Below are 24,241 nucleotides of genomic sequence, written 5' to 3'. Positions count from 1 at the left end.
AGGTGTTTTTAAGGACAACCATGAGCCAAATAAGTCAAGTTAGTCAAACGTTAAAGTCGTTACTTAGGCAGCAGCAAATTACTTATAAAGAGATTGCTGAGAAGCTAGGTATGAGTGAGGCGAACATTAAACGTATTTTCTCTACTCAGAGTTTTACACTGCAACGTTTAGAGCAAATATGTGATGTGCTGAATATGACTATGGCCGACTTGTTTGCATTAACTCAAAAGCAAGTACAGCAAATCAGCCAGTTAACCGTAGAGCAAGAGAGCGAGCTTTTAGCTGATCCTAAACTACTTTTAATTGCTGTTTGTGTGCGTGATGCTTGGAAGTTTGATGAAATTATCAGCTACTATGACATAGATAAACTCGAGTGTATTAGGTTGTTGGCTAGATTAGACAAATTGAAAATTATAGATTTACTGCCAAATAACCACTTTAAATCTTTAATTGCCCAAGACTTCAGATGGATACCCGGCGGACCATTAGAGCGTTTTATGGAACAAGAGGTATTGGTAAAGTTTATGGCACCTAGGCAAAACGAACAGTGGTTGTTTAGGTTCTATTTGCGAGGCCGCTACTCTCAATCATCGATTGATATTATTCAACGAAAACTAAATCAGCTTACAAAAGAAGCTGCCGAGTTAAATATAGAGGATTCGGATTTACCTCTAAATAAGCGGCAGCATATAGGGTTATTAATGGCTATGCGTCCATGGGAGCCATCACTATTTGAAAATATGCGCAGAATGTAATTAAGGGTGTTACACCGTTCGAGTTGCTAGAGCTGGGGCGATGTTTGCTGCTTTTTTAGCAGGCCCCAAAACAGCTACTTGTCCAACCATCCAAAGTACAAGCATTCCAATGGGTATGTAGAACCAATCTAATCTGTCCAGCCCAAAAGCATTAACCAATATTACGTTTAATACTATGGTTAGGATTGCACCTAGTATTACGCCCATGGTGCTAATCAAAAAGTTTTCGAACATAAAATAACGGACTATGGCGGATTGAGTTGCGCCTAAAGCTCGCCTAGTACCTATTTGTTTTTTCCTTTGATTTACACTGAAGCTAGCTAGACCAACAATACCTAAAGCAGTAACAATGGTTAGAATTATCATCACGGTAGTTAAAATTTTGATCATAGCAGTATGGCTGCGGTAACTGCGCTCTCTTGTTTCTTCTATGCTGCGCATTCCCTTAATTAACCTTTGCGTATTGCTATTGGCTAATAAGTCTTCAACATGCTTCATCAAGGTATCTCTTTGGCCGGGCTCTGTACGAATAAAGTAATGGCTACCTTTATATGACTGTCTTTCAGGGGATAGCATCACGTTTTCTACATTGCTCCAATTAACCCAAGGAGCTTGTAACTTATCAATAATGCCAATAACCACCATTGGATCTATGTCGTTTATGTACACTGTTTTCCCAACAACTTCATTGTAGTTAATGTCTAGGAATAGGTTTTCAGCCATGGCTTTAGTGATAATCGTTTTGTTAGGCCAGTCTATTTGTCCAACCGTTCTAAGGCTTATATCACTAGGCGTAAAGTTCTCGCCGGCGATGATTTCAACATCTAGGGCGTTAACACCGTGATCATCTACCATGTATACCGCTGTCCCTACAGCATCATATTCTGCCCCTGATTGGGTTTTTAACCCCATAGACCAGCCACTACCACTATTAGGAATAGCATTAGTTTGAATGGCATCTACTACTCCAGGTAAGGCACGCAGCATATTAAGGTCTTCTTCTACTGTGTTAGGAACATTAAAGTTTTCTCCAAATCCTATACTTGTGAGATAAAAGCTGTTTTCGTTATCTATACCACTATCCCTTTGCATATCTTTATAACGTTCAACAATGATATACACAGAGTTCACTATGATTGTCATAGTGATGGCTATTTGCAAAGCGATTAGAATCGCTCCGACCTTGTTACGGAACATGGCTCTTAAAATTGGGCCAAGCTCCCAATTGGTTGAGGTTTGCGGTGGTGATTGTTTCATGAGCGCGCTCCTTATTGACTTTTAAGTTGGCTAGCGGGAGAAATATTACAAGCGCGCCAAGTTGGGTATAAACCTGCAGCTATGCTTGAAACTAAGGCTATGGCTAGCGCCACCAAGATCATGGATAAATCTAAGGTGGCGAGGTCATCAACAAAATCACCATACAAGGTTTTAATACCCTGCAATCCAATTACAGTTAGTCCTAAGCCTGCTATACCACCTACTAATCCTATGCATGCGGTTTCTACTATGTGTTGTTTAAAAACATCTGCTTTAGAAGCGCCAACAGCGAGTCGAAGACCAATTTCTGAAGACTTACCAGTAAATTTTGCAAGCAGTAAGCCTATGGTATTTAACAGGCATACAAGTAAAAACATAAAGGACAGCCACATCATCATTTTGGCATCTTCTTCTACTACTTCTCTATGCTCCATCCATTCCATTACATCGTTCAATCGATTGTTTAGAGGGCGAGGGAAGCGGCCCAGCTCTTTTTGCGATAGCACATAGTTATTCAGAAACGCTAAATAATCAGCCTCTGCTTGGGCATCGGGTAGCTCTACCCACATTTGAGTGTTTATACACTCAGAACGTAAAAATGCGGCGTAACCTTCTCCGTCAGGGCTTTTCCAGCAATTGTTATTTCCCCAGTTAGGTAGCTCTAGATCTTCTTTTAAAGAAAAAGGCATAAATAGCTCTTCGGTTTCATTAAAGGGCCCGTTATTTACATCATAGAATTTTGGCATGACTTCCCAGGTATCTATCACTCCCACCACTTGAAAATGCCTTCCAGCTATAATGATATCTCTACCTACTGAGTCTTCTCCCCCAAACACGCTTTCATTGATGCGCTTACTAAGGACTACCACTTGTTCGTGGTTATTATCTGAATCATTGCTCCAAGGCGCTCCAAATAGAAAGGGCACATCGAACATTCCAAAAAAATCAGTGTAGGCAAGGCGTATTGATGCTTCAAAAGGTTTTGAGTCGCGAGCAGGGGGCTCTATGATTGCGCCAGACATACTCATAGCAGATTGTCTAAACGCTTTTTTAGCATGGGTTAAGTTGGTTGCATCTGTCCAGGTTAATTGATTGGGCAGAGCATCTTCGTCATCGTCAAACGGGTTATTTGGATCCCAGTTATCGACTTGGATATGGAACAACTGGTGGCTTTTGTGGGGAATGGGATCAGCTGACATTAGATAGTTAACCGTAATGGTTGTCATGCTTGCCCCAATTCCAAGGGCAATGGCGGTGACCATTAATACACTTAAAATAGGATTTCTTTTAATGCTTTTAATGGCTAATTTAATATAGTAATTGAGCATGGAGGTGTTCCTAGTAAAACGTTATTACATTGATGCTGAATGGTGATTTATTCAGCCGCTCCAAGTTCACTTACTTGGCCATCTCTGACGTAAATGTTACGTCTGGCTTGCTTGGCTAAATCAAGGTCATGGGTCACCATTATGATAGTAGTGCCGGCGTCATTTATGGTGCTTAATAGCTCCATAACACTATTAGCCATCTGGGTGTCTAAGTTACCTGTGGGCTCATCGGCTAGCAAAAAACGAGGCTCACCCGCCAGCGCTCTTGCAATGGCTACTCGTTGCTGTTGACCACCAGATAACTGAGAGGGGAGGTGCTTCATACGCTGAGCTAGGCCCACCATTTCTAAACTGTTTTCTATGCGTTTTTTACGTTCTGCACTGTTGAACCCGCGATATCTTAGTGGCACATCTACATTATCGAACAGGTTTAAATCGGGTATTAAGTTAAACCCCTGAAAAATAAACCCTATCTTTTCGTTTCTAAGTTGGCTGCGGTGTTTGTCGTTTAGGTTACTTACATCTTGCCCATCGAGTTCATAGGTCCCGCCTTCAAAGGTTTCTAATAACCCAGCAATATTCAAAAAGGTTGTTTTACCCGATCCAGATGGGCCGGTTACCGCAACAAAGTCACCTTCACCAACATCAAGATTGAAGTCTCTTAAAGCGTGGGTTTCTACCAAATCGGTACGAAAAACTTTTTTTACATCAGTCATTTTTAACATTGTGAAATCCTAGTTATTTTTATTGTTCTAATTAGTAATAAGGACACGTTGAGCGCCATTAAATTGATCTGTACCCGATACTATTATGGTATCGCCCTCTGCTAATCCTTCTAAAACTTCAACACTGGATAAGCTTCTTGCTCCGGTTAAAATGCTAATTCGCTCTGCCATGTCATTATTAATTTTGTAGGCGACCCGACCATTGCCTGTTTCTAAAAACTGGCCCCGTTGAACCATGAGTACGTTTTGTTTATTTTCCATTAAAATGCGGGTGGTTAGCCTTTGGTTTTGGCGCAATCCTTTGGGCTGGCTGATGGTGTTGTCGCTAGAAGCCATAAAGCGCACTCGGCCGCTAACTTGATTATTTTCTATTTCTGGGGATATGGTAACTAGCTTAGCTAGGTGGGTTTCGCCGTTTAAGGTAACTTCTGCAGTCATGCCTATTGCTAGATCATCTGCGTAGCTTTCTGGAATATCTACCTCAAGCTCAAATTCAGATAAGTCAACAACACTCAATATGGCTTGGTTTTTAGCGACCTGGTTTTTTTGCTCGACAGATAAGTTACCTACTATGCCATTAACGGGTGAGCGTAATGTCAGTTCAGCGACTTTACGGCTTAAATCTTCTACAAGCAGAGTTTGGCGCTCTACAAATAACTTTTTGGCTTTTACTTCAAAGGCAAGGCTTTCAAGGTTTAATTCTGCATCTTTTACAGAGTGTTTATATACTAATTTCGCGTTTTCTAGCTCATCTTGGGCTTTTTCATAATCAATTTGGCTTATTGATTGACTTTCAAAGGCTTTGTCAGCTCGGCGTTTTTCTCTGTCTGCGGCAGTTAGTGCCACTTTAGCAAGGTCTACGGATTTTTGATTAACAAGGGCCTGTTTGTTGGATTGTATTTTTTGTCTATCTAGCTCTAGTTGCAATCTCTGTAATGCAGACTCTTCTTGTTTTAATTGGTTGGTTAATTCTGGGCTTTCGATTATGGCTAATGTTTGCCCTTTGACCACAGTGTCTCCGGCATCAACATCAAAAGATATCGTTCCTTGTGCTGGGCTATATAACTTGGGGCTGACAGCTGCTACTACGCGACCTTGTACAGACAAGTCTCGAATTAAATCTCCTTTTGACACTACAGCGGTTCTAATTCTTTGAGATGACACACTGGTATCTGAGTTAGACCAATTACTTACCGAGGGAGCGAATGTAAAATAGAGAATAATCGCGAGTATCACCAAGCCTAAAACTATCCAAACTGTTTTATTGTTATTCTTCTTTTGAACAAGAGTATCTTGACCGCTGGTGTCTGCGATTTTCATTTATTTTCCTAAAATTGAACAATCAATGCATAAGTCGATTGCTTTGGTTAAAAAGTTTAAATGTGTTAAAAATTTATTTTCATTATCTAAAGATAACAATAATGCTAATGACTTTGAGTGGCTGTAACTGGAGAGATTTTTATTGCTTTTAACGTTGGCTTTAATGTCGCTAAAATACTAAGAAAATACATGGTTACTGATGCTGCTACTAAATAATCTATTGGCAGTTGACTGAATGCGTAATGCTCTACCAAAACGATATTTAAAAAAACAGCAATTATCCCACCTAATAATACTCCTACAGATGTCACTATTAGCGTTTCTAACAAGTAATAACGCATTATGTCGACTTGAGTCGCCCCCAATGCTCGGCGAATTCCTATTTGTTTGGTTTGTTTTAATACCTTTAATGCTGTTGCGCCCATAATCCCAAGAGCAACTATGACTGCTAAACAAATCATCACAACAGTTAATATGCTAAGGGCCGCTAAGTCAGGACCATAAACCTGTTTTTTTGCATCAGAAATACTGGTGACCTTTCGAATTACGCGGGAGCTATTATGCGCTGCTAGAGAATGTTCAATTTCATTCATCATAGTTTGTAATGCACCGGGTTTTACCCTTATAAAATAGCGAGATGAGTTATGCGTAACCACGGATGGAGTTATAAAACTATGCTCTACATGTTCCCAGTCGGCCCAAGGGGCGTGTAGCTTATCTATTATTCCAATAACTGTAACTATATGATTCTTTTCTATAAAAACTGGTTTTCCTAAAATGGATTGCCAGTTATTAGTGTTGAATAATGCTTCGGCTGTACGCTTGGTGAGTAACACATAGGGTGAAAACCTCGTCGCATTCTCTGATTGCCAAACCACTTGATTTTTTGTGAAGTTTTGCCCTGCGACTAGCTCTAAACCTAATGCTTCTAGCCCATTTTCATCAAGCTTATAACTTGCTGCTGCTAGACCATTTTGACTTTTTGCATGGGTGGATAAACTAAATTCTACTCCACTATTACTATAGGGAAATGAGTCGGTTTTTACAGCATTGATAACCTCAGGTAGGGCTCTAATGAGGGCTAAATCAGATTGAATACTATTACGGGGATTAAAGTCATCGCTGAACCCTGAGCTGGTTAAGAAAAAGCTGTTGAGCTCGTCAATACCACTAGCAGTATGTATGGTTTTATAGCGCTCTGTGGCAATGAATAACCCATTACTTAATACTGCCATGGCCACTGCTATTTGTAACACTAGCATTATGACTGTGTATTTATGGCGTAATAAAGTACTGATAATTGGACCAATAGATAACCGAACAACTAAGTTATTAATTTGCATAGACAAGGCCCTAGGTTAAATGATCGGCAATTGGGGTACGACTTAAATGCCAAATAGGAACCATGGCACTTAGTAAGCTTGAAAGCATGCTAAGTCCTAACGCAAAGCTAACCAATGTCAGGTCTAGGGTTAAGAAGGTACTGAAATTTGGATAGAGGTAGCCGATACCTTGCAGGCCCAATATACTCAGGACTAGGCCAAAGATTCCTCCTAGTAACCCGTATAATAATGCTTCTATAAGTGACTGAATAAAAATTGTCTGCTGACTTGCCCCTAATGCTCGTCTGAGCGCCACTTCATGACTTGATGCGGTAAATTTTGTACCAATTAAATTGGCTGCGTTAAATAAGCATACAAATAAAAATAATAAAGAAAGGCTGAAAAACGCGTACATATCTTTATTTACCACTTCTTTATAATTAAGCCATTGATTGATATTAAGTAGTTTATTGTTAATTGGCCTGCTAAAACGTCCGAGTTGTTTTTGATCTTGCACATAGGAGTGCAAGTAAAATTCAAAATCAGAAATTTTTGAGGTGTCCTCTACTTCTACCCATAACTCAAAGTTTGTGCATTCAGACTGAAGAAAGCTTTGGTAGTCCTCACCTATGGGCTCCCAACAATTTTTTTGGCCACCATGGGGTAAGGCTAATTCAGCTTTAACGTGAAAGGGGATATATAAGTCTTCAGGGGGACTAAAGGCGCCATACACCATGTCATATACTTTAGGTGAAGGGTTCCAATCATCTAATACGCCGACTACCGTAAAAATCTCACCTAACATAGGTAAGGTTCGGCCTACAGAGTTAGCTCCTGCAAATACTCTTTCATTTACCGCTTTACTTAAAACAGTAACGAACTGGGTAGTGTTTGCCGTGCTGTTTTGCCAAGGCTGTCCATACAAAAAAGGCGCGTTAAACATTGGAAAAAATTCGCCGTGAGTGGCGCGGATCACACCTAAAAAGGGAGACGCTGTTTTTTCTGATGGCGTTATCATTCCCCAGGTTACAGCGCTGGCCGCTTGATATTTTGCTTGCCTTGCAGACACTATATTAACTGCATCTTGCCAAGTAACTTGTTCTGGTGGAAGGTTGGGCTCTATTGCCGCTTTGTTGGGATCCCAGTTATCAAGTTGAAGGTGTAAAACTCGGTCACTTTTATTCGGTAAAGGATCCACAGACATTAGGTGAATTAGCCCATAGGTAATGACGCAAGCGGCAATACCTAAGCTTATTGTAACTATGATTAGGCCACTTAAATTAATTTGTTTAAGTGTATTTTTAACAGCAAGTTCAAAGGTGTATTTCATAGAAATAACACTAATATAATGGCGCTATTTGATTTGCTTGTTTTTATTGTTTTCAACGACATTTCTTCTTTTAGCAGCAAGTTCACGACAGTTGTTGTTTTAAGCTAGGGTAAGATAGTTTCTCCAGTGTGTCTACTTTTGATGTTGAAAGCTAAGGAGCACATAACGCCCATTAAAAGTGAACCTAAATTATTTATTCACTTTAGTGCGGTTATTAGTGTCTCTGCTGGCTGCTATTACTGTATCGTCTGTGGGCATAGTCGTGGTCTTTGCCAGTCTATCGTATAACAATACATTTACCGTTGCCGCTAGATTCATACAACCAATTGTTGGTACGTAAACAACGTGGTCACATTGGTCAATGACTTTCTGTTCAATAGAGCCATCCTCTGGGCCAAATATGTATAAGGCGTTTTCTGGGTGGGTAAATAAAGGTAATGGTGTGGCGCCTTCTACTAGCTCTATGGCTACTTTCGTTAAATGTGTATCGGTTGCTAGATTTATAATCGTGTCTACTTGATTAACAGGTACGTTTAAGTGCACGTTTTTAGTATCAGTACTAAAGGCACTTGCTCTGGCGTAGCGTTCACCTGTGTAGCGAATAGTTTGTACATTATAGTTACCCGCAGCTCGCAAAATGCTGCCCATATTTTGCGGACTTTTAGGGTTAGTTATGGCTAAGTGTGCTTGCAATGTTATGACTCGAGTATTTGATTAATGGCGTTGAGTTCCTCTGGGGTAAACTCTTTATTATTTAGCGCCGCTACGCAGTCTTCAATTTGACTGACTTTACTTGCCCCTATAATGGCACTTGTTACAGCCTTATTGTTCAGCACCCAGGCTAGGGCCATTTGTGCCAATGATTGATGTCTGTTTTGAGCAAGCTTATTTAGCTCCATCACTTTTTGTAGTTTATCTTGACTAATACTGTCTTTGTTTAAGTAAATTTGCTCTTCACGGGAAGCGCGAGAGTCATCAGGAATGCCCTGTAGATACTTATTGGTTAACAACCCTTGAGCTAGGGGCGAGAATACAATTGACCCTATGTTTTCGTCTAGCAGTACATCAGTTAATCCATCTTCTATCCAGCGGTCAAACATATTATAGCTAGGCTGATGTATTAGTAAGGGGGTTCCTAAATCTTGTAGTATTCGGACTGCTTGCTTAGTGTGAACTGGCGAATAACTTGAAATCCCAACATATAGAGCTCTTCCTGAGCGCACTATGTAATCTAGTGCTTGCATGGTTTCTTCAAGGGGGGTGTCGGGGTCATAACAATGTGAATAAAACACATCAAAATAATCAAGACCAGTACGTTTTAAGCTTTGATCACAACTTGATACCAAATATTTACGAGAACCTCCAATTCCATATGGGCCAGGCCACATGTCGTATCCAGCTTTACTAGAAATTAGTAGCTCGTCTCTGTATGGCTTTAAACTCTTATTCATCACCTTTCCAAAGGTGGTTTCGGCTGAACCAAAAGGAGGGCCATAGTTATTTGCTAGGTCGAAATGGTTAATGCCCAAATCGAATGCCCTATGGATCATGCTTTGTGCATTAGCAAATGAATCAACTTCGCCAAAGTTTTGCCATAGTCCTAATGAAAGGGCTGGAAGGCGTAAACCACTTTTACCACAACGCCTGTAAGGCATAGACTCATAGCGATTTTTGGCGGCGCAATATAAAGAATTGGGTTCGTTGGTTATCATTTTGGTATCAGCTTGAAAAAATCAGCCGCTAGCCTAAACCAAAGCGATATTTTTCTCAATTTAAAGGCTTACTTCATACTGAAAAAACATAATGGGTTGGGGCATCAAAGGTTGCTATTAGCTTGCTTTGGGGCTCGATTTCCTGAGTTTATCTTTGTTAGCGAGCTTAGGTAACCTTTGAAAGGTAGGGCATTAAAATTAAGTAGCAGTCTTACAGTTAGCAGCTTTGCTCTGTTTAACTCTGCTCCATTACATTTATGGTCATGTCTGATCTTTCATCTAGTGAAAAATACACTGCTGTGCCTGATAAAATGAGTGCCAATTGTTACAAAACCGTGCTTTTGAATACGCCCATGATACCTTGTTGGGAAAAGGCGGCGATTAAACCTTGTTGTCCTTAGCACCTAAGAGTAGACGCAGAGGGCAGAGTCTGTTTCATCACGCCAGTATAAGTTAAAAATTTATCTGACATTTAAGCTTGACCTAAAGTTTACTTTAACTTGTATGATAATCAGGGTGGCTAGGTTAGCAAAAGTAATGACATTAAGAGGTTCCTATGGAAAAAGAATATTGGATCAGCAAGTGGCAAAGTAATGAGTTAGGATTTCATCAACCTGCGGTTAACCCACTATTAGAAGCGCATTTTGAAAAGCTAGAGTTACAAGATAGAGCAAGAGTCTTCATTCCTTTATGTGGTAAGACTTTAGATATCAAATGGTCGCTGTCTTTAGGGCATGAAGTAGTGGGCATAGAAATGGTTGAAACAGCAGTGGTGCAATTATTTGAAGAGTTGCAAGTTACCCCAGACATTAGCACTGTAGGGAAACTTAGGTGCTATCAAGCCGGTCAATTACAAATATATGTTGGTGATGTTTTTGATTTAACAGCCACTATTTTAGGGGCAGTGGACTGTGTATATGACAGAGCTGCACTGGTTGCGCTGCCAGTTACCATTAGAAAAAAATATGCAAAGCATATAACCGCTATTACGGCACAGGCCAAGCAACTACTAATCAGTTTTGTTTATGATCAAAGTGAAATGCAAGGCCCTCCTTTTTCTGTTGATGATGCTGAATTATCAAGTTTATACGGCATTCAATATACATTATTGCTATTAGCAGATGATAAGGTTGTGGAGCCTGTTAAAGGCAATTCAAATATTTTAGAAAAAGTATGGTTATTGACAGCTACTTCTTTGTAGCTTTAAGGGTTATTACCGAAACTTAATGTGAACTGGGCAAAGCCCAGTTCACATTAAGTGCCTTGATTATTCTGCTATTAGTTTACTGACTAGTAGCTTACTATTTTCGAGCATATTAGCGGTTTTGGCTCTTAGCTTGAGTAACAATAAGTAGGTTAAAGGGACTAATACTAAACTGGTTAAAGTAGAGAAAAGTAACCCGCCAATTATCGCTATTGCCATGGGTGAGTATGCCGGTCCGTCGCCACCTAATCTCGTACTTCCAAAAGCTAATGGGACCAGCCCTAATATTGTGGTCGCCACTGTCATTAATATAGGTCTTACTCGGTTTAAACAGCCTTCAATAATTGCCTGCTGCACCATATACCCTTGATTGATTAGTTGGTTAATGCGATCAACCAATACAATGCCGTTGTTTACCACTATTCCCATCAAAATCAGCATGCCTATCATACTCATGATTGACATGGGAATACCTGCAACAAACAATGCCCAAAACACCCCAGTTACTGAAAAAAGTAAAGATGTAATAACCGCAGTTGGCAACAATATAGATTCAAATAGGGCAGCCATCACAATATAAATCATACATAGGGCTAATAGCATATTGGTTTGCATAGCGTCTTCATTTTGATTTTGTCGTTTAATGCTACCGTCAAATGTCCAGCCATAACCACTTGGTAATTGAATATGCTCCATTATGCCCTCTATGGCTTTTTGGGCGTCTTCTAGGGTGACATTTTCTTCTAAATTACCGCCTATAGTTACAGAGGTTTGCCTATAACTGCGTTTTATCTCTGACGCTCTGGGCACTATCGTTAAGGTAGCAATCATGTCTAAGGTGACGTTTTGTTGAGATTGGCGCGTAATGGTTAGGTTTTTAAGGGCATCAACTGAGTTTTGTAACTTCTCATCGTACATAAGTTGTATAGCTAGCTCACCATTCTCGCTATGTCGGTAGCTTCTTAAGTTTGTTCCCCGTAATGCCGTGGCGATTATCTGTGCTATGTCTTGAGTATTTAACCCAAACCTAAAGGCTTTTTGTCTGTCTATTACGACTCTTAGCTCTTGCTTTTGCTGACTAGTATCCGTTTTAACTTCAGTCAGGCCTGGAATGTTAGAAAGCACAGGAAGTATTTGTTTGGCTATTTGTTCTAGTGTTTCAGAAGAATCACCGGTTAATGTCATTTGTATTCCGCCACCATTGCCTTGGTCCCATTGAAACGAAGGTGTAGCTCGAACAAACCTAGGCATATTGTCTGATATGTGTTTTTTGACAGCTTTTTGTGTCACAGGGAGATCATCAATCAGTGTGATTGCTGATATAGCATGCCCAGCTGTAAAGTAGGTATATACTTGTTTAATATAGAATTTTTCTTGATTAGCGTATAAATAGGTTTCCATTTTATCTACGGCCTTTTCGACTTCTTCTAAACTATAGCTACCTTGAATATTGTAATTTAACCAGACTCTATTTTGGTCGTTATCATTGTCATCATCGCTGGTGACATGTTGCATAGGTAACGCCGTACTTATTAAAATCAATATAGCGATTAATGAGGTTTTTCCTTGATTGTTAAGTGACCAAGTCAAAATGTTTTTATACTTTTTTGCTAATTTACTAGGCGCTTTGGTGACTTCATTTTTGCCACTATCACCCTTGGGTTTTATTTTTGTCGCCAACAAAGGAATAAGGGTTTGAGATATTAGTAATGAAGCAAATAGAGAAATACAAATAGCGATGGCAACGTGTTCTAAAAATACTGTGACATTAACCTTAGCGCCAACTATGTTAGGTAGAAAAACTATGGCAGTGGTTATGGTACCTGCAATAACAGCTAGGCTAACTTTGGCAACTCCTGCTTTAGTAGCGGCAATTATGTCAGTCGTGGACTGCTTTTCTTGTTCGATACTCTCGGTTACCACTACCGCATTATCTACCAACATGCCAACGGCTAACATTAGGCCCATCATAGATAATATATTAATTGTATAACCCATCATGTACATGCAGCCTAAGGTAATGCAAATACTAAAAGGTACAGACAATACCACCAGTAGAGTACTGGTTATGTTTCTTAAAAACGCATATAGCACGATTAATGAGAGTAGGGCACCAAGCAAGCCAGCATCGAGTAAATCAGATAGAGACTTGGTTACACTTTGGGCTTCGTTGTCCATGATAAGTAAATGGATACCGTTAAATGCTGGGTTATGATTGGCTGCTTCTATGACTTGCATCACATCATCCGATACGGCCACCATGTTACTGTTTGATTCACGGTAAATATTAAAACCTACGGCGTAGGACTGATCTAAATGACGACCTTCAATACGTTTGGGCTTTTCAAACTGCACAAGAGCAATATCACTCAATCGGACCCCTTTTTTAACCATAAGATCTCTTATATCTTGCAGGCTAGTAAACTCACCTTGAGGCGACACCTTGATAGTTTTATCAAGGTTTGTATCTATAAAATTGCCTGCATTTAAAGAGAAGTTTGCATTTTTTAGGGTAGCAGCGAGCTCATTAGTGTTAACTTGTAATGCTGCCATTAGTTGCTGGTCTAAACGTATTGATACTTGTTTTTTGGTAACGCCGTAAAGTTCCACTTTAGAAACACCTGGCACTCGCTCTATTGGCCGTTTTAAGTTTCGGTCTAATAAGTCATAAGCACTAGATAAGTCTTTCTCACTCGATACTCTGAGGGTAAAGATAGGCATATCATTGGTATTAAATTGATATACCAACACCCGTTCCACATCTTGAGGTAACTCATCACGTATTGCGTCAATCTTTTCCCTTGCTTCTATGCCTTTTGCTCTGAGGTTTTCATCCCAAGAAAATTGTAATTGTAATTCAGCCGCATCTTCAGATGAGCTCGAACTAAGGCGTTGAATTCCTGACATAGTAGCAAGTGCTTCTTCAACAGGCCGAGTGATCATTTTTTCAACTTCTACAGGTGTCGCATCTTTATATGGAATGCGAATGGCTATTTCTGGAATATCTATACTTGGGAATTTTTCTAAAGGCAGTAATTGGCTAGATAACAATCCAAAAATTAGCATAGAGAAAAAAAGCATACCTATGGTGACAGGACGCCTTATTGCAAAGTCCGCCAAACTAGCTCCAGCTGACTCAAACTTATCCATATACTGGGTCTCCTTTTTTGGTCTCATTGGCTGGTTTAGTGCTCGCAGTATTAAAGGCTTTACGGTCAAATAAACTGTAAAGTACTGGTATGAAAATGAGAGTTAGCAGGGTCGCGAATAAAAGGCCATATATGACAGTTATCGCCATAGGGGTGCGAATTTCAGCCCCTTCGCCCATTCCTATTGCCATAGGTAACAAGCCTAAGGTAGTGGTTAAAGTTGTCATTAAAATTGGACGTAATCGACTTTGTGCCGAATCAATAATTGCTTGGGTTTTATCTATGCCGCTCGCTCGTAATTGGTTGATCCTATCAATTAACACTATGGCGTTATTAACCACTATTCCCGCAAGCATGATTAATCCAATAAAGACCACAACGCTGATGTTTGTGCCAGATAGGTATAGTCCATATATTGATCCGGCGCAGGCTAATGGCACAGTAAATAATATCAATAGAGGGTGCAGTAATGATTCAAATTGTGAGGCCATGACCAAATACACTAGAAAAATGGCTAAAGCCAATGCAAATTGCAGAGACTGAAAGCTGGTTTTCATTTCTTCACTTTGGCCTGCTACTTTAGCCTTTATCTTCAAAGGTAGCTTAAGTTGTTTTATATGTGTGTTAACCTCAGCTACGGCCTCATTTAAGTCACCATAATTTAAGTTTGCTGATACTAAAGCCACTCGCTCTTGGCTAATACGGGTAATTTCACTCGGACCGATAGACATGCTGATATCTGCAATAGCATGCAAGGGAACTGCAGGTGTCGCCCCTGGGTTAACAATGATTTGTCCAATATCTTGTATTGAATCTCTCTGCTTTTCTATTGTTCTTACTAAAATGTCGACTTTACGGTCTTGAACACTATATTGGGTGGCAACTTCACCGCCTACTTTAGCTGCTATAAGCTTTGAAACACTTGGGGCGTTGATGCCAAGCTGGGCCATTCTACTGTGATCAAATTGAACTTTTAACTGTGGGCTTCCCGCTTGTAATGAAGATTCAACATCGGCAAACCTATCATCGCTTTGTAAGCTATCCTTTAAAGCTTGGCTGTATTTACTTAGCTCTACTAAATCATAACCGACTAGTTGAACTGCCAGTGGTGTCGCAAAGGTAAACAGAGATGGTTTACCAAACTTACTCTGTATGCCAGGCTGCTTAGCTAGGTATGTGCGCATTTCAGCCATGACATCTGAAGTGACGCTTTGGATACTCGATGGCACCATTACCACATTCAATTTGCCCCAGTTGTCTCCACCTTGATTAGCCGTTGCATTCATTAAACTGCCTGTTCCAGCCAGTGAATAGGTACGCTCCACTCCCGGTAATTTGGCTGTAAATATTGCTAAATCAGCAATAATATTGTCAGTTTGCTGCAATTGTGAGCCTGTGGGCAAATTAACTTCCACATAGAATTCTCCTTGCGACATGTCGGGGATGAGCTCCATCCCCACTTTAGGTAATAACACTATGGAAAGACCAGAAATAACCAGAATGACAAGCACCACAGCAACCCTCATCCGTAATGCTAGTTTCAGTGCAGCTAGATAAGCGAGTTCTGTGTAATGAAAAACAGTTTCAAAAAACCAAATAGTTGGCTGCAGTGCAAATTTGCTCGCTTTAGCAAGGATCCTAAATAACCCAATAACTAAGGTCGAAACACCTAAGAGTAAGTAGTAAATGATTAAACCTATTGCTCTAAAAAACAGATGAAATGGCAGGGCAATATAGTAAAGGGCGAGGGCACCTTTATTGATCGGTTTTGACTTAGGAAGTGGAGCCGCAAAGGTTATTTTCTCTTTGCCTGACTTTGTTTGCTTGCCTCTTTCCCGAGCCGCTAACATGGGGATTAATGTTAACGCTACCAGTAAAGACGCGCCTAGAGCAAAGGTGACTGTCAAAGCTTGGTCGCTAAATAATTGCCCAGCTACACCTTCAACAAACACCAGAGGAAAAAATACCGCCATAGTGGTCAGTGTAGAGGCAATAATCGCTGTAGATACCTCTTTAGTGCCTAACGCCGCCGCTACTTTAGGCTCTTTATTTAGAGATTTATGCCTAGCGATGTTTTCTAAAACCACAATACTATTGTCTACCAGTAAACCAATGGCTAAAGCGATACCTCCAAGGCTCATGATGTTTAAGCTAATATCGTTGCTGTACATTAGATTAAAGGTAGCAATAATTGACACTGGGATTGAAATTGAAATGATCACAGTAGACCAAATATTCTTCAAAAATAAATACAGTACCGCCATAGCTAATAAACCGCCAATGATGCCAGCAGACTTCACCTCATTGATAGCACTGGCAATGAAGGTAGACTGGTCATAAAGTAGTTGCATTTGATATTTGGTTGGCAGGTCATTTTGAATTTGTTTAATGCTGTATTGAATGTTTTCTGCAACTTGAACTGTGTTTGCATCTCCTTCTTTGTATATGGCAATTTCGACACCTTCAGAGCCATTGAAACGATTCATTGAGCTTGGGTCTTTAAAGGCTTCTTTTACTATGGCTATGTCACCTAGGCGAATATTCTTATTGTCTTTTGTGGCAATAAAAATATTGCGGATATCATCTAAACTTTTAAATTGATTAAGGGTGCGCACTAGATATTCTTGGGAGCCGTCTTTTACGCGGCCACCAGATGTGTTTACATTTTCTTGTTTTAGGCGGGTAATAATGTCAGTTACATTTAAGTTAAGTTGATTGGTTTTTTGCTGATCTACCAGTACTTGAATTTCATTTTCTAGTCCTCCGCTTACTTTTACAGATGCTACGCCTGCTACAGATTCTAGTTGTCGTTTAATTTGTTCTTCACCGTAGAGCCTAAGGGCCTTTATTCCCTTTTCATTTAATGAGTTTTGACCTTGAGAGCTCGTATCTGTACTGGCAAGACCTAAGCGCATGATGGGATCTAAACTAGGGTTGAAACGCAGTAATAAAGGCTTAGTAACATCTAACGGCAGTTGTAATGTATCTAGCTTTTCTCGGACCTCTAAACTTGCAAGATCCATATCTGTCCCCCAATTAAACTCGAGCAGTACATCTGACTGACCCGCTTTTGAAGTCGAAGTGACAGTATGCACACCTTTAACCACGCCTATGGTTTCTTCGATAGGCTTTGAGACTAGTTGCTCAATTTCACTCGGAGCTGCGCCAACATAGTCAGTACGTATGGTAAGGGTAGGGTAAGATAACTCTGGCAACAGATTAATGGCCAGGCGAGATAATGACACCATGCCAAATAAAAGTACCGCAAGGGTAAACATCCAAATGGTGACAGGACGTTTTACAGCAATATCAATTATATTCATTTTTAGCGCCCTTAACCTTTAACTAGCTGTTTAGGTAAGCTTGCTGCAGTTTCGATAACCTCTACCGGCGCTTGATCTCTTAGGTTTTGATGTCCTGTAACGACGACTTGTTCATGACCACTTAGACCACTTAAGACCTCTACTAGCTCTCCTTGTTGATAACCGATCACTATATTTTGTTTGGTGGCTATTCCGTTTTCTACGGTAAATACGTTGATACTGTCATCGATAGAAATCAATGATTTACGAGCTAATAGCAGGGCGTCTTCATGGGTGTCATAGTTCAACTTTACTTCAGCAAACATACCTGATTTTAGGTGGTTATCTAGGTTTGGTACCCTAAGGGTCACTTTGAAGGTTCCTGTGGCAGAGTCAATAACTGGGCTTATTCTTTCTACAAAAGCCTTTACTTTAGTATTGTCTAAAGCAGCGAGCACCAGTGTTGCACTTTGATTTTTAAATACTTTAGATAACTCTTTCTCTGGGAGGTGCACTATGCCATACAGCTCTTTTTGTTGAACTATGTGAAACATTCTGGCTCTTTGGAATGATTCTGTTAAGTTGCCAACTTTAGCGTTACGCTCGGCAATAAAACCAGATATGGGAGCCATAATTGTGGCTTCTTTAAGGTCTAATTCCGCTAAAGAAAGGGTAGCTTTTGCTGATTCATATTGGGCACTTAGTTTGTCATAGGTATCATCGCTGACGAGCTTTTGATTATAAACCTTATTTATTTTGGCTAATTCTTTTTCTACTCCTACTAAATCAGCTTTAGCACGATCCAAATTTAAGTGATAACGACTAGGCTCTATCTGCGCGAGTATTTGTCCTTTTTCAACATAATCACCTTCTTCCACATATATGTTTTCGATAATGCCTGATGCCCTTGGAACCACAAATGCTTCTTCTTTGGGCTCTAACACCGCAGTGGTAGTGTAGTCTGATGAAATACTACCAGTTGAAAGTAAACTAACCTCCACAGGGACAGATATCACCACTTTCTCAATGGGTTCAAGGGGTTGTGCTGTTGCACTTTTATCTCCACAAGCACTCAGTAAGCTGACACTAAGTAGAATACTTAATATGGTTAATATTTGGTTGCTAGGCTTTGTTATTATTGACTGCATCGTGATTCCCTTGAAATACGTAGTGAAACAAATAGTGTGTTTGTTATAGTGTTCACTCGTCTTTAGCAGTGCTTGTGCCAATGTTATTTTTTATATATAAAACAATGTGTTACGTTATTTTTAATAGGGTTTGATAAGTGGTAACTCTAAGTATTTAGCGAATTTTCTTACTTTATGGTTTAAATAACTAAATACCTTAAGTTTAGGACGGCTATTTAACTTAATGGTAAACTCAAGGACACTTGTAACGGCATACTTTTACTCTTAGTTACAAATCAAAGTCGAGGATATATATTGAAAATTTGGGTAGACGCAGATGCAGTTCCGGTAGTCATTAAAGAGATATTAAACCGGGCCGCACAACGAAAAGAGGTTGAGACCATTTATGTGGCCAATCAGTTTATTCGAACTCCAGCCTCTAAATTTATTCGCTCAATGCAAGTCCCCCAGGGGTTTGATGTAGCAGATGATGAAATAGTAAAACTGGTAGAAACTGGCGATTTAGTAATAACTAGTGATATTCCACTTGCGGCTGAAGTGATAGAAAAAGGCGCTCTCGCATTAAGTGGTCGAGGAGAGTTATTTACAACAGAGAATATCCGCTCGAGATTAAATATTCGAGATTTTATGGATACCATGAGAGCCAGCGGTGAGCAGTCTGGTGGGCCACCTCCGCTAAGTCAAAAAGATAGGCAAAACTTTTCTAATCATTTAGACAGGATTTTAACGGCAAACCATTAAGCAGCAAGGTAGGGAAGTAATCCCTACCTTTAAATGATTAATAAATAGTTGTTATCTGTTACCTGATTTATCGCCTGCAGGCCTACTTCTACGCCTTTGAGAGGGTTTACTATTGGTGTTACGGTCGTCACCTGAACGGTTACGACTAGGGCGACTATTTTGTCTATTTTGCTGAGGTTTCTTTTTTGCTTTAATTGGTTTTTGACCAGGTTTTGACTCGGGTAGAGCTTGACTTGGTTCATATCCAGCAATAATTTTTCTTTGAATTAGCTGTTTGGTTAGTATTTCAATATCAACTAACTCTTTAAATTCCTCTTGCGTCACCATAGATATAGCTTGGCCTTTAGCACCAGCACGACCGGTTCGACCAATTCTATGAACATAATCTTCAGCTACATTTGGGAGATCAAAATTAACCACTTGTGGAAGCTGGTCTATGTCTAAACCACGGGCCGCGATATCAGTGGCGATTAAGGCTTTAACCTTACCTTGTTTAAAGTCTGCTAAGGCCTTAGTGCGCGCTCCTTGGCTTTTATTACCGTGAATAGCTGCAGCGCTAATGCCGCGACCTTCTAGTTGTTTAACAATTCGATTAGCACCATGTTTGGTGCGGCTAAACACTAAAACCTGTTGCCAGTCATTCTCTTTGATTAGGTGAGTTAAAAGTTGTGATTTTCTACTTTTATCAACTGGGTAAACCCATTGCTCTACTAGATCAACTGTGGTGTTAGCAGGCGATACAGATACTTCAACAGGATTATTTACAAGCCCTTTTGCTAACTTTCTAATGTCATCTGAAAAGGTGGCAGAAAACATTAAGTTTTGACGTTTTTGCGGTAATAATTTTATTATTTTTTTAATATCGTGAATAAAGCCCATGTCTAACATTCTGTCAGCTTCATCCAACACTAATATTTCTAACTCATGAAATTTCACGGCGTTTTGGTTATATAAATCTAATAAACGTCCAGGGGTAGCCACTAATACATCAGCCCCTTTTCGTAGTTTTTGCATCTGCGGGTTTATCCCCACACCACCAAATACAACTGCTGATTTTAAAGATAGACCTTGCCCATAATTTTGTACGCTTTCAGCAACTTGAGCTGCAAGCTCACGGGTTGGGGTTAATATTAATGCCCGAGCTTGATTGGCCCTAACGGGCTTACCTTGGCTTAGCAAATGCAAGATAGGTAAGGTAAAACCAGCGGTTTTTCCGGTACCTGTTTGTGCAGCTGCCATTACATCTTTGCCTTCTAAAACGGCTGGAATGGCTTGAGCTTGAATGGGGGAAGGAGTGGTATAACCTTTGTTAGTTACGGCGGTAATAATTTTTGGTGAAAGGCCTAGATCGGCAAAACTCATAGATAATTCTCAAAGTAGGGTGGTTAGCTTCTGTGTCAAACTAAGCCCATGCTTTGTTTGAAATATGAACGGCTATAAAAATAAGTCGCGGGAGGATACAGCAATTAGTGTTAAATAGCACCTTTGGCTGCAATAAAAATGCCGTGAAGGAGCTTCACGGCATTTTATTTTTGATCTGGGTTAATTAGAAAATTAACCTAGGTTTCTTTGACGTTCTCGTTAAGCGTCAGAACCTGGCCTAAAGGCTGGTGCTGTTGCTTTGTTAGACGCACTTAAGATTGCAGCCGTTTTTGCAGAACGATTTAGTGCAGGACGTGCGTCATCTGCTAGTGAACCAATCTTAATATCTACAAACTCTTCAGTTATCTCTGCAGGTCTAGCCATAGGGGCAGAAATTGACTGCGATTTAACTTTTGCTGCTACTTTTAGAGATTTAGCCACTTTTGCTTTTTTCGGCTCTTCGGCTACATCTGAATCACCTGGAGCTGGAGCTGTAACTGTAGGCTCTACAACTGCTTCTTGTTTGGGCTCTATAGCAACTGGCTCATCGTCAGATAAAGCTAATGAAACTTGCTCTGGAGTAGATTTCTCTTCTACAGGTGCTGGTTCATCAAACTGCAGTTCGTCTTGCTTAGCAGTTGATGCGCCTTTGGACTCAGGGGCTTCCTTAGCTACAGCCTCTTTCGTTACCACAGCTTCTTTAACTTCTGGAGCTTCTTTTACTTCAGGCGCTTCTTTTACTTCAGGCGCTTCTTTTACTTCTGGCTCTGAGATTGTAATTGGCTCTGCAACTTTCTCTACTGCTTCGGTTTGAGCGACAGCATTGGCTGTTTCTTCAGGAGCATCAGCTTCTTTACGTTGTCTTTGACCTGCAGCTCTTACATGGCGAGGAGAGCGGCGGCTACGACTACGAGGCTTTTGCTCTTCGTCAGTAGACTTAGCTGGTTGACTTGATTGATACTCTGAAGTTTCAGTATTTGGCTCTGATTTTACAGGGCTTTCTTGGTTTAAAGCATTAGTCGCTACAGGATCAACAACTTGGGTATCTTGTTGTTCAAGATTAGTTGTTTCTTCTTTAGCTGCAACAGCTTCAGTTTTTACCTTTTCAACTTTCTCTGAATCTACTCTAACACTACGTCTTGTATCTCTGCGCTTACGACGTTCAGCAACCTTCTCTTTTTTCTTAGCAGGTGTATTGTTACGAACATCATTTGCTTGATTCGTTGGTTGCACTGAATCGTTATTTTTGTCGTTACGACGAGGTTTACGATTATCATTTCTTGGCTTGCGCTCAGAACGTTCATTACGCTTAGTTGACTTCTCGTTACGATCAGTACGCTCACTTCTCTCATTTTGCTCGAAGTTTTTACCATTACGTTTATTACGGTCGTTACGTCCGTTTTTGTTCTTACGCTGGTTATTACCTTGGGGACGAGTGCGAGTGGTTTTCTTTGGCACTTCTTTGGGCTCTTCTTTTAATAAAGAGGAGAACCATTTGCCAATTTTACTCAGAATACTTTCTGAACTAGCTGATTTATTATCAGTAGTTTTAACCGGTCTTGCTTGATCTGGTGCAATAAGACTTTGTAATGCTGGTTGTTCTTTCGCTAGTGCTGGAGCCACTGTTTTATCAGTGATGGTTTCTTCTTGCTCAATTAATGGCAAGTTGTAACTCATTTCCTGTATAGCTTCATCCGGTCTACGGCGAGAAATACTGTAATGTGGCGTTTCCATATTTGGATTAGGAATGATCACCAATTGTACAGAGTGTCTCTTTTCAATACTTCTAACAGACTTACGCTTTTCATTTAATAGATAGGTGGCAACATTAACAGGTAACTGGGCTTCAATCTGGCCTGTATTATCTTTAATGCTTTCCTCTTCCATTATTCTTAGAACAGATAAGGCTAGCGATTCAGTGCCACGTACTGTTCCGTGACCACTACAACGAGGACATACATTGTGGGCAGAATCACCTAACGAAGGGCGTAAACGTTGTCTAGACATTTCTAACAGGCCAAAGCGTGAAATGCGGCCAAGTTGCACTCTGGCTCTATCGCCTCTAACCGCTTCTTTCATGCGGTTTTCAACTTCTCTTTGGTGACGAACTGGGGTCATGTCAATAAAATCTATGACAACTAGTCCACCGGCATCACGAAGTCGTAATTGTCTTGCAATTTCGTCTGCTGCTTCTAGGTTGGTATTGAAGGCTGTTTCCTCAATATCACTACCTTTTGTGGCACGAGCAGAGTTTATGTCTATTGAAATTAATGCTTCTGTTGGGTCTATAACAATTGAGCCACCAGAGGGTAGGCGTACTTCCCTTTGAAAAGCCGACTCAATTTGGCTTTCAATTTGATAATGACTGAATAAAGGTACGTCACCTTTGTATAGTTTGACGCGATTAGCGTAGTCTGGACGCATTTGCTCAACGTGCTTTAACGCTCGCTCATGAACTCGTGTTTTATCAATTAAGATTTCACCAATATCACGTCTTAGGTAATCTCTAATGGCTCGAACAACTACATCACTTTCTTGATGAATAAGGAAAGGGGCAGGGCGAGAGTCTGCCATTTCTTTGATGCGCGCCCAACCTGAAACTAGGTAATCTAAGTCATAGGCTAGCTCTTCTGAAGACTTACCAACACCAGCGGTTCTTACAATAAGTCCCATACCATCAGGAAGGTTTAATCCACTAAGTGCGGCTTTTAGTTCTGTTCTTTCATCACCTTCGATACGGCGAGAAATACCACCGGCTCGAGGGTTGTTTGGCATTAATACAAGATAACTTCCAGCTAGGCTAATAAAGGTGGTTAATGCTGCACCTTTTTGACCACGTTCTTCTTTATCAATTTGGACTATTACTTCTTGGCCTTCTTTGATGACTTCCTTGATATTAGGACGTCCTTCAAATTTATAACCTTTAGGGAAGTAAGTTCTACCAATTTCTTTGAGGGGTAAAAAACCATGTCTTTCAGCGCCGTAATCCACAAATGCTGCTTCTAAACTAGGTTCTACGCGGGTGATTGTACCTTTATATATGTTAGCTTTTTTTTGTTCATGACCAGGACTTTCAATGTCCAAATCATATAACTTTTGCCCATCTACAAGTGCTACTCGCAATTCTTCTTGCTGAGTACCATTGATTAACATTCTTTTCATTCTTATTTAGCTCGGTAATATACCGACCGCTACTAAGCAAAGAACAACTTAGTGATTAGACAACTATTTAATTCAGCCTCACGACTGTATGCTTAAGGTTAAGTTTTACCTGTGCGTGTTATTGCCATTAATTATTTAATGCATTGTTTTTTAACACTTTACCTATGTTTTTATAGGCTCTAAACGCGGTTGCTGCTTAGATAAATATGTCTATTTCAAAACCTACTATATTCGAAACAACTCGCTCTATTGTTTGGCTAAGTTATATTCAAATATATTGTCAATTCAATTCGCTTTCTTTACATCGTATGCGTTCAGTAAGATATTTATATCGCTGATGTAAGCGTTCTGTTTAACCATAATCAGCGAAAAGTTACACACTTCACTGTTGGTTCACCGTAAGTGGTGAGCAATCTATGTTTAC

General features: G+C 40.1%; 16 protein-coding genes. 3 read left to right on the top strand and 13 right to left on the bottom strand.

The genetic code is table 11. The annotated features are described in order from the left end of the window. The first annotated feature begins 20 nt into the window (after positions 1-20). Complete coding sequence (locus tag ACMUMK_RS08030) at positions 21-755, top strand: helix-turn-helix domain-containing protein (RefSeq protein ID WP_414700612.1); 735 nt, start codon at positions 21-23, stop codon at positions 753-755. Positions 756-764: 9 nt separating this feature from the next. Here ACMUMK_RS08030 and ACMUMK_RS08025 read toward each other — a convergent pair whose 3' ends face one another. The 8 genes from ACMUMK_RS08025 to ACMUMK_RS07990 all read right to left on the bottom strand — a co-directional run bounded on the left by ACMUMK_RS08025 (position 765) and on the right by ACMUMK_RS07990 (position 9,749). Beyond that, complete coding sequence (locus ACMUMK_RS08025) at positions 765-2,012, bottom strand: ABC transporter permease (protein WP_414700611.1); 1,248 nt, start codon at positions 2,010-2,012, stop codon at positions 765-767. 11 nt (positions 2,013-2,023) lie between these two features. Further along, a complete protein-coding gene (locus ACMUMK_RS08020) occupies positions 2,024-3,340 on the bottom strand; it encodes an ABC transporter permease (protein ID WP_414700610.1) in 1,317 nt (438 codons plus the stop codon). A 47-nt stretch (positions 3,341-3,387) separates the two neighbouring features. Then, positions 3,388-4,065 carry an ABC transporter ATP-binding protein gene (locus ACMUMK_RS08015; RefSeq protein ID WP_414700609.1) on the bottom strand — a complete coding sequence of 226 codons (678 nt, stop codon included), beginning with the start codon at positions 4,063-4,065 and terminating at the stop codon, positions 3,388-3,390. A 27-nt stretch (positions 4,066-4,092) separates the two neighbouring features. Continuing rightward, positions 4,093-5,385 (bottom strand): efflux RND transporter periplasmic adaptor subunit, encoded by a 1,293-nt coding sequence (locus tag ACMUMK_RS08010; RefSeq protein ID WP_414700608.1) that lies wholly within the window; start codon positions 5,383-5,385, stop codon positions 4,093-4,095. A gap of 104 nt (positions 5,386-5,489) precedes the next feature. After that, positions 5,490-6,728 carry an ABC transporter permease gene (locus ACMUMK_RS08005; protein WP_414700607.1) on the bottom strand — a complete coding sequence of 413 codons (1,239 nt, stop codon included), beginning with the start codon at positions 6,726-6,728 and terminating at the stop codon, positions 5,490-5,492. Between the two features lie 10 nt (positions 6,729-6,738). Then, the gene (locus ACMUMK_RS08000; protein WP_414700606.1) at positions 6,739-8,037 is read right to left on the bottom strand and encodes an ABC transporter permease; all 1,299 of its coding nucleotides are present in this window, start codon (positions 8,035-8,037) and stop codon (positions 6,739-6,741) included. Positions 8,038-8,226: 189 nt separating this feature from the next. Then, positions 8,227-8,730: an RNA methyltransferase gene (locus tag ACMUMK_RS07995; protein ID WP_414700605.1), complete on the bottom strand. Its 504-nt coding sequence runs from the start codon at positions 8,728-8,730 to the stop codon at positions 8,227-8,229. Positions 8,731-8,732: 2 nt separating this feature from the next. Continuing rightward, positions 8,733-9,749 (bottom strand): aldo/keto reductase, encoded by a 1,017-nt coding sequence (locus ACMUMK_RS07990; protein WP_414700604.1) that lies wholly within the window; start codon positions 9,747-9,749, stop codon positions 8,733-8,735. Positions 9,750-10,305: 556 nt separating this feature from the next. Here ACMUMK_RS07990 and tmpT point away from each other — a divergent pair. After that, positions 10,306-10,950: a thiopurine S-methyltransferase gene (tmpT, locus tag ACMUMK_RS07985; RefSeq protein WP_414700603.1), complete on the top strand. Its 645-nt coding sequence runs from the start codon at positions 10,306-10,308 to the stop codon at positions 10,948-10,950. Between the two features lie 66 nt (positions 10,951-11,016). On the opposite strand, the gene ACMUMK_RS07980 is transcribed toward tmpT, so the two are convergent. From ACMUMK_RS07980 to ACMUMK_RS07970, 3 genes are read right to left on the bottom strand one after another with little or no spacing between them, the layout of a single operon-like run. Beyond that, entirely contained in the window at positions 11,017-14,103 is a 3,087-nt protein-coding gene (locus tag ACMUMK_RS07980; RefSeq protein WP_414700602.1) for an efflux RND transporter permease subunit, read from the bottom strand. After that, positions 14,096-17,425, bottom strand: a complete 3,330-nt coding sequence (locus ACMUMK_RS07975) for an efflux RND transporter permease subunit (protein ID WP_414700601.1) — start codon at positions 17,423-17,425, stop codon at positions 14,096-14,098. The genes ACMUMK_RS07980 and ACMUMK_RS07975 overlap by 8 nt, the downstream gene beginning before the upstream one ends. An 11-nt stretch (positions 17,426-17,436) precedes the next feature. Continuing rightward, complete coding sequence (locus tag ACMUMK_RS07970) at positions 17,437-18,552, bottom strand: efflux RND transporter periplasmic adaptor subunit (RefSeq protein ID WP_414700600.1); 1,116 nt, start codon at positions 18,550-18,552, stop codon at positions 17,437-17,439. Positions 18,553-18,846: 294 nt separating this feature from the next. On the opposite strand from ACMUMK_RS07970, the gene ACMUMK_RS07965 reads away from it, so the two are divergent. Continuing rightward, complete coding sequence (locus ACMUMK_RS07965) at positions 18,847-19,293, top strand: YaiI/YqxD family protein (protein ID WP_414700599.1); 447 nt, start codon at positions 18,847-18,849, stop codon at positions 19,291-19,293. Positions 19,294-19,344: 51 nt separating this feature from the next. Here the strand turns inward: ACMUMK_RS07965 and ACMUMK_RS07960 are convergent, their stop codons facing one another. Beyond that, entirely contained in the window at positions 19,345-20,655 is a 1,311-nt protein-coding gene (locus ACMUMK_RS07960) for a DEAD/DEAH box helicase (RefSeq protein WP_414700598.1), read from the bottom strand. A 219-nt stretch (positions 20,656-20,874) separates the two neighbouring features. Then, positions 20,875-23,808 (bottom strand): ribonuclease E, encoded by a 2,934-nt coding sequence (rne, locus tag ACMUMK_RS07955; RefSeq protein ID WP_414701387.1) that lies wholly within the window; start codon positions 23,806-23,808, stop codon positions 20,875-20,877. Positions 23,809-24,241 lie beyond the last annotated feature (433 nt).

This window comes from Paraglaciecola sp. 2405UD69-4 (genome assembly GCF_047525415.1).
GTDB lineage: Bacteria > Pseudomonadota > Gammaproteobacteria > Enterobacterales > Alteromonadaceae > Paraglaciecola.
Note: the sequence above shows the minus strand (reverse complement) of the source record. Positions and strands in the feature narration are given on the sequence as shown.